Source organism: Burkholderia sp. AW33-5, from assembly GCF_053427615.1.
The window spans coordinates 59,966-72,006 of sequence record NZ_JBSAXA010000003.1 but is presented as its reverse complement, the minus strand read 5'-3'; the positions used below and the strand labels follow the sequence as shown (position 1 = coordinate 72,006).

At 67.0% G+C, this 12,041-nt stretch carries 7 protein-coding genes; 3 read left to right on the top strand and 4 right to left on the bottom strand.

The features are described 5' to 3' along the window. Nucleotides 1–84 precede the first annotated feature (84 nt). Together ftsH and ACV22V_RS07010 are read left to right on the top strand one after the other, a co-directional pair. Nucleotides 85–2,052, top strand: coding sequence for an ATP-dependent zinc metalloprotease FtsH (gene ftsH, locus ACV22V_RS07015; protein WP_448013352.1), 1,968 nt, complete (start codon nt 85–87; stop codon nt 2,050–2,052). 125 nt (nt 2,053–2,177) lie between these two features. Beyond that, entirely contained in the window at nt 2,178–2,645 is a 468-nt protein-coding gene (locus ACV22V_RS07010; protein ID WP_059525561.1) for an OsmC family protein, read from the top strand. A 22-nt stretch (nt 2,646–2,667) separates the two neighbouring features. Here ACV22V_RS07010 and otsA read toward each other — a convergent pair whose 3' ends face one another. The 3 genes from otsA to ACV22V_RS06995 form a co-directional block, all read right to left on the bottom strand. Continuing rightward, nucleotides 2,668–4,074, bottom strand: a complete 1,407-nt coding sequence (otsA, locus tag ACV22V_RS07005) for an alpha,alpha-trehalose-phosphate synthase (UDP-forming) (protein WP_059525559.1) — start codon at nt 4,072–4,074, stop codon at nt 2,668–2,670. A gap of 477 nt (nt 4,075–4,551) precedes the next feature. Further along, nucleotides 4,552–6,189 (bottom strand): methyl-accepting chemotaxis protein, encoded by a 1,638-nt coding sequence (locus tag ACV22V_RS07000; RefSeq protein ID WP_448013351.1) that lies wholly within the window; start codon nt 6,187–6,189, stop codon nt 4,552–4,554. A gap of 372 nt (nt 6,190–6,561) precedes the next feature. Then, nucleotides 6,562–8,589: a TonB-dependent receptor gene (locus ACV22V_RS06995; RefSeq protein ID WP_448013350.1), complete on the bottom strand. Its 2,028-nt coding sequence runs from the start codon at nt 8,587–8,589 to the stop codon at nt 6,562–6,564. A 460-nt stretch (nt 8,590–9,049) separates the two neighbouring features. On the opposite strand from ACV22V_RS06995, the gene adhP reads away from it, so the two are divergent. Next, the gene (gene adhP, locus ACV22V_RS06990) at nt 9,050–10,078 is read left to right on the top strand and encodes an alcohol dehydrogenase AdhP (protein ID WP_059819131.1); all 1,029 of its coding nucleotides are present in this window, start codon (nt 9,050–9,052) and stop codon (nt 10,076–10,078) included. A gap of 69 nt (nt 10,079–10,147) precedes the next feature. On the opposite strand, the gene ACV22V_RS06985 is transcribed toward adhP, so the two are convergent. Then, nucleotides 10,148–11,608 (bottom strand): sialidase family protein, encoded by a 1,461-nt coding sequence (locus ACV22V_RS06985; protein WP_059525551.1) that lies wholly within the window; start codon nt 11,606–11,608, stop codon nt 10,148–10,150. Nucleotides 11,609–12,041: the final 433 nt, after the last annotated feature.

The window sequence follows — 12,041 nt, the reverse complement described above, 5'->3', positions numbered from 1 at the left end:
TGCGTGTGGCTCCCGATGCCGCGTGCCGGCCCGGCGCGCGGGCACGCATAAGCGCGCAGCGGCGCGACCGGCCGGCCCGATGCCATGGACAGGAAATTCGACTTCGCAGGATTACTGATCGCGGCGGGCTTCTTCGTGCTGTTCGCCGCGCAGTTGCTGATGCTGCGTCCGGCGTCGACGCTGATCGCGTACAGCGATTTCCATCGGCTCGTCGCAGCGCGGCTCGTCGACGATCTCGAGATCGGATCGACGACGATCACGGGCACGCTGACGATGCCGCAGGCCGGCGCGATGCTGCCGGCATCCGATGTCGCGGCCGTGAAGTCGGGCGGCACGCCGCCGCGCTTCGCCACCAACCGCGTGACCGACCCGCAGCTGATCGACACGCTGAGCGCCGCCGGCATCCGCTTTCACGGCGCGTCCGACACCGGCTGGATCGCGTCGCTCGCATCGTGGCTGGTGCCGCTCGTCGCGTTCGTGTTCATCTGGAACCTGATGCTGCGCAAGCGCGGCGGGCTGCAGGATTTCACCGGAATGGGCAAGAGCCGCGCACGCGTATACGTGCAGCAGGAAACCGGCATCACGTTCGACGACATCGCGGGCATCGACGAAGCGAAGGCCGAGCTGCAGCAGCTCGTCTCGTTCCTGCGCGATCCGGATCGCTACCAGCGGCTCGGCGGCAAGATTCCGAAGGGCGTGCTGGTCGTCGGCGCGCCCGGCACCGGCAAGACGCTGCTCGCGCGCGCGGTGGCGGGCGAGGCGGCCGTGCCGTTCTTCTCGATCAGCGGCTCGGCGTTCGTCGAGATGTTCGTCGGCGTCGGCGCGGCGCGCGTGCGCGACCTGTTCGAGCAGGCGCAGCAGAAGGCGCCGTGCATCGTGTTCGTCGACGAGCTCGATGCGCTCGGCAAGGTACGCGGTGTCGGCCCGATGTCCGGCAACGACGAGCGCGAGCAGACGCTCAACCAGCTGCTCGTCGAGATGGACGGCTTCCAGGCCGGCTCCGGCGTGATCATCATGGCCGCGACCAACCGGCCGGAGATTCTCGATCCGGCGCTGCTGCGCCCGGGCCGCTTCGACCGTCACATCGCGATCGACCGGCCCGACGTGAACGGCCGCCGCCAGATCCTCGGCGTGCACGTGAAGCGCGTGAAGCTCGCGGCCGACGTCGACCTCGGCGAACTCGCGTCGCGCACGCCGGGCTTCGTCGGCGCCGATCTCGCGAACGTCGTCAACGAGGCCGCGCTGCATGCGGCGGAACTCGGCAAGCCGGCGATCGGGATGGACGACTTCGACGAGGCGATCGATCGCGCGCTGACCGGCCTCGAGCGCAAGAGCCGCGTGATGAACGCGCAGGAGAAACTGACGATCGCCTATCACGAGGCCGGCCATGCGCTTGTCGCGGAAAGCCGCGCGCATTGCGATCCGGTGAAGAAGGTGTCGATCATTCCGCGCGGCGTGGCCGCGCTCGGCTATACGCAGCAGGTGCCGACCGAGGATCGCTACGTCCTGCGCCGCAGCGAGCTGCTCGACCGGATCGACGCGCTGCTCGGCGGGCGTGTCGCGGAAGAACTCGTGTTCGGCGACGTGTCGACGGGCGCGCAGAACGATCTCGAGCGCGCGACGGCGATGGCGCGCCACATGGTCATGCAATACGGGATGAGCGAGCAGATCGGGCTGGTGAGCTTCGACGACGGCGATGCGCGCTCCGGCATACCCGGCGCATGGCATGCGGGCGAGGCGCGCTGCAGCGAGCACACCGCACGGATGATCGACGACGAGGTGCATACGCTGTTGACCGATGCGCATGCGCGCGTCGCGTCGACGCTCGGAGAACGTCGCGATGCGCTCGAGCGGATCGCACGACGGCTGCTCGCGTGCGAGGTGCTCGAACGCGATGCGTTGCAGGCGCTGATCGACGGGCGCGAGGCGCCTGGCGCCGCGCCATCCACGACCGATCTCGGGCCGGGCGCGGGCGCGAATGCGCCGGAGCGGGCGTCGGCGATCGAGCGCGATTTCGTCGCATACGGGCCGCCGCGCGAACCCGAACGCTGAAGTGCGAGCCTGTCGCGCAGCCGGCGGATGGCCACGAGCGTGCCGCGCCGTCGCTGCGATTCAATCTCGCCGGCGTGGCGTTGCGCCGGCGTTTCGTTTCCCTTTTTTCCAGTCACGGAGTCGCCATGAGCGAGGCGCACGTATCGGTCGATGTCGCGCAGCATGCGCGTTTCAGTTTCGAAGTCACGTTTGCCGGCACGGAGCTTTCGCCGGTGCTCACCGACGAACCGCCGCCGCTCGGCGCCGGCCGCGGTCCGAATCCCGTCCGGCTGCTGGCCGCGGCGGTCGCGAGCTGCCTCGCGGCGAGCCTGTTGTTCGCGCTCGAGAAACAGCGCGTCGATCCGCAGCCGGTCACCGCGCATATCGACGTCGACATGGTGCAGAACGAAGCGGGCAGGGTGCGCGTGGGCGCGATGGCCGTGACGCTGTCGGTCGGCAAGGCGTGGGCCGATCTCGCGGCGGCGACGCGCATGCTCGACCGGTTCGATGCGTATTGCGTGGTGACCGAGAGCATGCGCGAAGGCATTCCGATCTCGGTGGCGGTACGGGATGTGAACGGCGCGGTGCTCGACCGCGAGACGACCGGCGTGTGAGCGTGCGTCAGGACGTGATGCGTCAGGACGCGGTCGCGGCGGCGACTTCCGCTGCTTCGGCGAGTGCGTCGAGAAAGCGCGTGCGCCACCAATGCACGTCGGTCTTGCGCACGATCGCCATCAGCGCGTCGTGACGCTGGCGGCGCTCGTCGAGCGGCATCGTGAGCGCGCGCTGGATCGCCTGCGCGGTGCCTTGCGTGTCGTATGGATTGACGAGCAGTGCGGGCTTCAGTTGCTCGGCCGCGCCCGCGAAACGCGACAGCACGAGCACGCCCGGATCGGCCTCGTCCTGCGCGGCGAGAAACTCTTTCGCGACCAGGTTCATCCCGTCGCGCAGCGGCGTGACGAGCGCGACGCGGCTCGCGCGGTAGAGGCCCGGCAAGCGCTTGCGCGCGACTGTGCGGTGGATGTAGCGCATCGGCATCCACTCGAGTTCGCCGTAATCGCCGTTGATCGCGCCGCACAGGCTGTCCATCTCGCGCCGCAGGTCGTCGTATGCGCCGAGATCCTCGCGGCTCGGCGCGGCGATCTGGATCAGCGTCGCGCGGTCGCGGTTCTCCGGATATTGTTCGAGCAACTGACGAAATGCGTGCACGCGCTGCGGCAGCCCCTTCGTGTAGTCGAGCCGATCGACGCCGACGAGCAGTTGGCGGCGCGAATATTCGTCGCGCATCCGCTCGAACATGTCGATGCCGTCGCGATTCTCCGCGAGCGCCGCGAATTCGTCGACGTTGATGCCGATCGGGAACGCACCGGCCGACAGCGTGCGGCCGAACGCGTGCAGACGGCCGTCCGGCAGCCGCGCGGCGCCGGCTTCGGCCTCGACGTAATGCTCGAAGTGAAGCAGATCCGATTCGGTCTGGAAGCCGACGAGATCGTAGGCGAACAGCGAGCGCATCAGCCACTCGTGCTCCGGGATCGCGGCCATGATCGGCGGCGGCGGCATCGGAATGTGCAGGAAGAAGCCGATCGGATTCGTGCAGCCCGTCGCACGCAGTTCGGCGGCGAGCGGAATCAGCTGGTAGTCGTGGACCCAGACGACGTCGTCGGGGCGCAGCAGCGTGCTCAGCTTGCGCGCGAACAGCTGGTTCACGCGCCGGTAGCCGTCCGCGAAGCGGCGGTCGAACTGCGCGAGATCGAGGCGGTAGTGGAACACCGGCCACAGCACGTTGTTCGAGTAGCCGAGGTAATACGCGTCGTAATCCTGCGGATCGAGATCGATCGTCGCGAGCTGGATGCCGCCGACATTCTGGATCTGCACGTCGTCGCCGTGCGCGGGGCGTTCGCCTTCGCCACGCAGCCTGCCGCTCCACCCGAACCAGACGCCGCCCGATTCCTGCAGGCTGTCTTTCACGGCCACGGCAAGCCCGCCTGCCGCGGCTTTACGGGGATCTGCAATACGATTGGATACGACGACGAGTCGGCTCACCAGCTCTCCTGCGAATGGTTGGGGAAGGTTCGTGCGGCCAGGGCGCGAGGCGGACGCCGCCATCGACGCGTGGCGCGATGGGGCCGCGATACGAGCGGACGGGAATCAGGGCATGCGATTCGCCGTTCGAACGCGGAGTGCTTTTTTAAGCATACTCGTCATTCGGCTGATTTAAAAGTGCATGACCGCGATCGGCGAATTCGCACGTCGGTTCATTACTTGCCGTGTCGCGTACGGGGCGGGACCGGAAATTGCGGTCCCGGAGAAAGGGGATCGTATTCCGCGTCGATCGACATTGCTTCGATCGAGCGCGATGCGCGTGGTCGACGCGCCAGAGAATGCGTGCCGCGCGACACCTGGCGTTTCAGGTTCGAACGAGCACGACGACCGTCGCCGGCAGGCGGGGGTGATGCGCGGCCGGACCGCGTACCGCGCGGCCGCGCATCGAGTTTCGAGCGACGCGTGATGCGTGACGCGTTACGCGGCGGCAGCCTGCCGGCGCGATGCGCCGTCGGCCGCATGCGTGCGTGCGCGTGCCGACACTGCATGTTCGCCGGCCGGCATCCGGAACGCGGACACCGTCTCCGACAGATCGCGCCCCTGCGCCTCGAGCGATTTCGACGCGGCCGCGGCCTGTTCGACGAGTGCCGCGTTCTGCTGCGTCGTCTCGTCCATCTGCGTGATCGTCAGGTTCACCTGATCGATGCCGCGGCTCTGTTCGGCCGACGCGGCCGCGATTTCACCCATGATGTCGGTGACGCGCGCGACGGCTCGCGTCACCTCCGACATCGTCTTGCCGGCTTCGCCCGCGAGCGCCGAGCCGTCCTGGATCGTCTGTACCGATGCCGAGATCAGTTCCTTGATTTCCTTCGCGGCGGTGGACGAACGTTGCGCGAGACTGCGCACCTCGCTCGCGACGACCGCGAAGCCTCGGCCCTGTTCGCCCGCGCGTGCCGCCTCGACGGCCGCGTTCAGCGCGAGGATGTTGGTCTGGAATGCGATGCCTTCGATGATGCCGGTGATGTCCGCGATTTTCGACGAGCTGTGGCCGATCTCCGTCATCGTATCGACCACGCGGCCGACCACCGCGCTGCCGCGCAGCGCGACGTCCGACGCGTTCGCGGCGAGCGTGCTCGCTTGCTGCGCGTTCTCCGCGTTCAGGCGCACCGTCGACGTGAATTCCTCCATCGTCGCGGCGGTTTCCTGCAGCGATGCAGCCTGTTCCTCGGTGCGCTGGCTCAGGTCGAGATTGCCCGATGCGATTTCGCCCACCGCATGCGCGATGCTGTTCGATGAATCGCGCACGCGACCGACGATGTCGATCAGCCGCGCATTCATCGTGCGCAGCGCGTCGAGCAGGTCGCGCGTCTCGTCGTTGCCGCTCACGCTGATCCGGCTGCCGAGATCGCCGTTGGCCACCGTGCGCGCGACGTCGACCGCCGCGACGATCGGTGCGGTGATCCTGCGCGTCAGCCACAGGCCGCCGCCGGCCGCCACCACGATCGCGATTGCGCAGATGGCCAGCAGCAGATTGCGCTCGATCGCGTAGCGATCCGCGAATGCCTGCGCGATCGCGACTTCGCGCTCGTGCGTATAGGTTGCGTACGCATCGGTTGCGCGAACCAGTTGCGCGAGCAACGGACGGCAGCGATTGTCGATATCGGCGGTTGCCTCGTCCTTCTTGCCGGCCTGCGCGAGCCCGACGATATTCAGCGCAACCGGCCCGTAGCTCGCTTCGATGCGCCCGATCTCGGCGACCAGTTCGCGCGCGCGATCGGTCGTGTCGGTCGCGTTCGCCATCATGTCCTTCAGCTTCGCGAGACGGTCCTGCACGTCCTTGTGCGCCTGCTGCACTTCGGCCAGTTCGATCTGGATGTCGGCAGGCGTGGTCACGAGCACCAGGTTGCGCGCGGCGATCGCGCGCCGGTCGACCGCCGTACGGATTTGCGCGGACAAGTTTGCGCGCGCGTTGACGCCGTTCATGTATCGGGAAAACTCGTCGTTCGTATCGGACAGCGCTTTCAGCGCCATGCCCGACACGATCACGACGACCACGGCGAGCAAACCGAAGCCGCCAAGCAGTTTTGTCTTGATGGTTATTCTGGCGATTTTCACGATGCGCCCCCGTGCGAGTGGTTGGTGATGGGAATTTATTGTTCGACCGCGTGCAGGCCCGTGCCGTCATTAACGGGAATGCCGGATATTTCTTTACCCATCGAAAACCCTGATATTTATTCTTTTTTGCTGGAATCCCCCGCCGGTCGGGCGTTCTCGATCCGGAGAAACGCTCGGGAATCGTCGATGATCGTCGCGTTCATACGCGGATATAAATATCCACTTTTTTGCAGAAAGTTAATAAGTGCCGGTCGGTTTCTCAAATCGTCCGATTGGCATGTTTCTCGATTTACGGGTGAATCGCGCATTTACGGTCGGACGTTGGGGAACGCCCGATTCGGCCCGCGGCCGGCGCCGCGGGCCGTCCGGCGATCAGAACGTCGTGCGCAGGCCGGCCATCACGCTGCGGCCGCCTTGCGGCGCGAAGCCGCGCACGACCGAGGTCGCATAGCGGATCTCCTGGTTCGTCAGGTTGTCGCCGCGCAGGTACGCGAGCCAGTGCGTCGCGCCGACACGCAACTTGTACGTGAGCATCACACCGAGCGACGTGTAACCGTCGGTCGGAAAGTCGTTGTCGGGCACGCGGTGCTGCGACCACGCGTGCGTGACCTGCGCGCGCGCACCGAACGGGCCGTAGCCATAATCGGCCGCGAGCGTCGCGCGCAGCGGCGCGATGCGTGGCAGCGGCTGGCCGGTGTCGACGTTGCGTGCATGCGTGTAGTCGGCGGTCAGTTCGACGTCGACCGTGTGACCGCGCCGCGAGAACGCGCGCCACTTGCCGTCGAGTTCGACGCCGTAGAATTCGGCGCGCACGCCGCGATAGATTGCTTCGTCGAGCGTATCGCCGGCGCCGGGGGCGACCGGTTCGCCGTCTTCGTTCACGATGCGGCCCGTGTTGTACTCGGTCAGATAGTTCGAGAAGCGGTTGTAGAACACGCCGACGCTGCCGCGGTTCGGGCCGCTTGCATAGCGCAGCGACAGATCGGTCGACACGGCCTTTTCCTTCGACGCGTTCGGGTTGCCGATCAGGAACTGGCCGGTCGCGTCGTGCGGGCCGTTCGAGTACAACTCGTAGAAGGTCGGCGCGCGTTCCGTGTATGCGACGTTCGCCGCGACCGACCACACGGGCGTCAGCGAGAACAGCGCGCCGGCCGATACGCTGCCGGCATTGAAGTCGCGCGGCTGTGCGAGCGCGAATTTCTCGACGCCGGCCGGATCGGGATCGACCTTCACGTGCTCGAAGCGCCCGCCGAGGCTCAGCTTCAGCGCGGGGGCGACCTGCCATTCCTCGAGACCGAACAGCGCGACGCTGTTCGTGCGCGTGGACGGCACGAGCAATTCGTCGCCGAGCGCCGAGAACGTGTTCTGGCCGAACTGCACGCCGATCGCGCCTTCGAACGGGCCGATCCGGCGATGCCGCGCCTCGATGCGCGCCTCGTAGCCGCGGTTGCGAAAGGTGGTGGCCGTCGCGCCGTTGTCGACTTCCTTGTGGCGATAGTCGGTGTACGCGAAGTCGAACTTCAGCTTCGTGAACGGGCCGCTCAGGTTGCGCACCTCGGACGCGAGCGCGAGGCGTTCCTGGCGCATCCGCAAGCGCACGTCGTCCTCGGCGACGGAGCCGTAGTTCGACTCGTAGCCGCTGTACGACAGGCCCGCGAAGCCATCGGCCCACGTGTACGACGCGCCGAGCGCGCCGCCATGCACGCGGCCGTCGCTGTTCGGCACGTTGCCGTACGGTTGCGGCGTGTCGGGGCCGTCGATCGCCCGTTGCTGGCTGCTGCGCGCGTAGCCGGGAATGCGCAGCTTGCTCGTTTCCCGGTCGAATGCGTCGACATGGAACGCGAAGCGGCCGTTGCCGCCTTCGACCTGCGCGGCGCCCGCGCGCATCGAATTGGCCCCGCCGTAGCGCGCGTCGAGCGCGCCCGTCACGCCTTCGATCGCCTCGCGCGGAATCCGGTTGTCGATCGTGTTGACGACACCGCCGACCGCGTTGCCGCCATACAGCAGCGCGGCCGGCCCGCGCACGATTTCGACGCGTTCGATCGACAGCGGATCCTGCGGCACCGCGTGGTCGTACGACAGCGACGACGCGTCGTAGGCGGCGACGCCGTTCTGCAGCAGCCGGATCCGGTCGCCGTCCATCCCGCGGATGATCGGGCGGCCGACCATCGGGCCGTAGGTGGTGGTCGACACGCCGGGCAGGCCATCGAGCGTTTCGCCGAGTGAATCGGCCTGGCGGCGCGTCAGCGCGTCGCCGGACAGCTGCACGGTCGGCGAGATCAGCTCGGTGTCGCCGAGCGGGTTCGCGGTCACGAAGATCGGCGCGAGCGGCGTGGTATGCGTCGGCGTCGACGAGGCGGGCGTATCGGCTTGCGCGTGCGCGACGGCGGCGAACAGCATCAGCGAAACGGGCGGGAGCGGGCGAAGCGGTAGACGAGGGAGGTCGCGCATGGTCGGTGAATCGGTTGGAATCGGATCGGGAAACGAGTCATGTGGGTCACGTCTAGATACGATATATTGTTGCGTCTGCGGCGCGCAGTGACCCGCTTGGATATGACTCGGCGTAACCCGGCCACCCGGATGGAACGGCTGCAGGTGGACGAGCTCGCGAAATGATATGTTATATCATTTCGAATTCCAAGCGGAACGGCGGTGGGCCACGGGGTTTCCGACAACCTGCCGAAATGGCCGAGAAAACAGAGGCGGTACGTCAAACCGGCAGCGGGGCCGGCGACGCGGGGAACCGTGTCTCGCGATGAATCCGCCGCCGCGCAGGATTTCTGCCCCGTTGATGCGTATCAATGCGTTGCGGTTTCGAGCCCGGATACTGGCGCGGTCATCGACCAGACAGGAGCGACGCATGACTCAAACCATGAAAGCGGCCGTGGTGCACGCGTTCGGCGAACCGTTGCGCATCGAGGAAGTGCCGATCCCGACGCCGGGCGCAGGCCAGATCCTCGTCAACATCAAGGCGTCGGGCGTCTGCCATACGGACCTGCACGCCGCCGACGGCGACTGGCCCGTGAAGCCGACGCTGCCGTTCATTCCCGGACACGAAGGCGTGGGCGTCGTCGCGGCGGTCGGCGCGGGCGTCACGCACGTGCGCGAGGGCGACCGCGTCGGCGTGCCCTGGCTCTACACGGCATGCGGTCACTGCGAGTATTGCCACACCGGCTGGGAAACCCTTTGTCACGGGCAGCAGAACACCGGCTATTCGGTCAACGGCAGCTATGCGGAATATGTGCTGGCCGATCCAGACTATGTCGGCCATCTGCCGGCGCAGGTCGCGTTCGACGAGATCGCGCCGATCCTGTGCGCGGGCGTGACGGTCTACAAGGGCATCCGCGTCACCGACACGCGTCCGGGCCAGTGGATCGCGATTTCCGGTATCGGCGGGCTCGGCCACGTGGCTGTGCAATACGCGCGCGCGATGGGCCTGCACGTCGCGGCGATCGACGTGTCGCCGGCCAAGCTCGAACTTGCGCGCCAGCTCGGCGCACAACTGACGATCGATGCGTCGACCGACGATCCGGCGAAGGTCATCCAGAAGGAGATCGGCGGGGCGCATGGCGTGCTGGTCACGGCCGTGTCGCGCAGCGCGTTCGCGCAGGCGCTCGGGATGGTGCGGCGCGGCGGCACGGTCGCGCTCAACGGCCTGCCGCCCGGCGATTTCCCGTTGCCGATCTTCTCGACCGTGCTGAACGGCATCACGGTGCGCGGCTCGATCGTCGGCACGCGTCGCGATCTGCAGGAATCGCTCGATTTCGCGGCGGACGGACTGGTGCGCGCGCATATCCATCGCGACCGGCTCGGCAACATCAACGACATATTCGCGCGGCTGCGCGACGGGAAGGTCGACGGCCGCATCGTGCTGACCGACATGCATTGACGCGCATGCGGGCACGCTGCCGCGACGCGAGGGACGTCGCGGCAGCGCTGCGTTGCGCTCATGCGCGCATCACGGCGCGAAGAACACGTCGGTGCGGTTCGTCAGGTTGCCCGCGTTGGTCTGGACGAAGAATGGGTGGAACGACGACGACGGCAGCACGTCGAGCCCCTGGTAATCGCCGATGAAGAAGCCTTCCGCGTTCGGCGCGAGCTTCATGTCGAACGGGCCGCCGACGCGCCGCTCGTCGGCGAACGTGGTGCCGCCGTCATGCGAGATCTTGCGCCAGAACCCGGTCGGCAGCGTCGTCGTATTGCCGGCCTGCAGGTCGCGGAAGTCGTAGTAGGTGACCATCACCGAGCCGGCATTGTCGACGCGCACCGACGGATTGAACGCGGCACGCCCGGTCGGCGTGTTCACTTGCAGCGGTGCGCTCCAGCTCGCGCCGCCGTCCTTCGACGTCGACAGCGCGATCTCGTCGTAGTTGCCGCCGTTGAAGCGGCTGTCCTGCCAGACGACGTACAGCTGCCCCGATGCCGGATCGATCGCGGGCTCCGGAATGATGTCGCCGGTGCGTACCGGTTCGCCGGTGTTCGGATCGGTCACGCCGACTGTCTGCAGCCCGGCGATCACCTGCGGCTTCGTCCAGGTCGCGCCGTCGTCGGTCGACTTGATGAACGCGACCTTGCCGGCCGCCTTGCTGAACGGCGGCTGGATCAGGTCGAAGAAGTCGTAGAGCGTACCGGTCTTCGGGTCGACGACGATCTGGTTGCCGATCGTCTGCTGACGCGACGGCACGTTGACGATGACCTTCGCTCTGCTCCACGTTTTGCCGCCGTCGACCGTCTTCGAAAAGAACGTCGGCCCGCGATATGCCTGCGTGTGCAGGTTCGCGTACGGGTTGCCGTTCGGCAGCTCGAGGCGGTCCCACACCGCGTAGGCCGTGCCGGCCTTCACCGGGTTCGCCGTCACCGATTCCTTGTCGTTGAAGAACTGCGTCGTCGGTTCGTCGTTCGCGATCAGCACGGCCGGGCTGCTCCACGTCTGTCCGCCGTCGGTCGACACCGAGGCGGCGACCGCATTGCCGTTGTTCGACTGGTTGAACGAGATCGATACCGAATACGCGGTGCCGTCGGGCCCGAACGACACCCACGGATCCGACGCGCGCTCGTACTTGAGCCCGCCCGGCGCGCAGGCGCTGAACGGTTGCGGCGTGCGCGCCCAGGTCGCGCCGCCGTCGAACGTATAGCCGGCGACGAGCCCGTGGGCGCCGCCGTTCGACCAGCGATCCTGCTGCCACACGCCGATCATGTTGGTCGGGTTCGCCGGATTGACCGAGAGCCATGGTTCGACCTCGGCGTTCACGTAGTTCGTGCCGGGGCCGCCGATGGTGCAGGCGGCGAACGGGCTCGGGCCGGACACGACCACGGGGTCGGCATGCGCGGCCGCGGCGGCGGCCATCGCCATTGCCGTCGCGGCGGACAGGCGGGTGAGGCGGGTGACAAGCGAGTGGGACACCATCGTGCGTCGCATGGGACTGCTCCTCGTTCACGTGCGGCGGCGATGTCAAGGAACAGCGGCACGTCGCGCGCCGGTACGCGGCGGCAATGGATGCCGTGCCACGCGTCGGATCGTGTCGTTCAGGAAGCCGCTTCAGTCATCGCACTCCGCGTGTGCTGGATGCCGCCAGCACGTCGGTCAAGACACCTGTTCGTTTTCGTTACTTGTCGGGTGCGTCCCGGGATACGGACGCGACGGGAAGGCAGTCCGTGCATACGACGAATGCGTCGAAGTGGATAGCAATGTAGGCGATCGATATGCGGCGCGGCAGGCAATTTTTTGTAACAGGACGTAGCCGGAAAGCGTTGCCGAAGCAGCGGATCCGGAACGCAAAATTTGCCGCCTGAAAGTTCGGAAACCGAATCGAAAGCGCGAATCGGAATCGCTATCGATTACGCGGCATCGT

What these genes read in the sequence shown, in the direction of transcription:
- adhP (WP_059819131.1), top strand. Translation starts at nt 9,050, where the DNA reads ATGACTCAAACCATGAAAGCGGCCGTGGTGCACGCGTTCGGCGAACCG.
- ACV22V_RS06985 (WP_059525551.1), bottom strand. Translation starts at nt 11,608, where the DNA reads ATGCGACGCACGATGGTGTCCCACTCGCTTGTCACCCGCCTCACCCGC.
- ftsH (WP_448013352.1), top strand. Translation starts at nt 85, where the DNA reads ATGGACAGGAAATTCGACTTCGCAGGATTACTGATCGCGGCGGGCTTC.
- ACV22V_RS06995 (WP_448013350.1), bottom strand. Translation starts at nt 8,589, where the DNA reads ATGCTGTTCGCCGCCGTCGCGCACGCGCAAGCCGATACGCCCGCCTCG.
- ACV22V_RS07010 (WP_059525561.1), top strand. Translation starts at nt 2,178, where the DNA reads ATGAGCGAGGCGCACGTATCGGTCGATGTCGCGCAGCATGCGCGTTTC.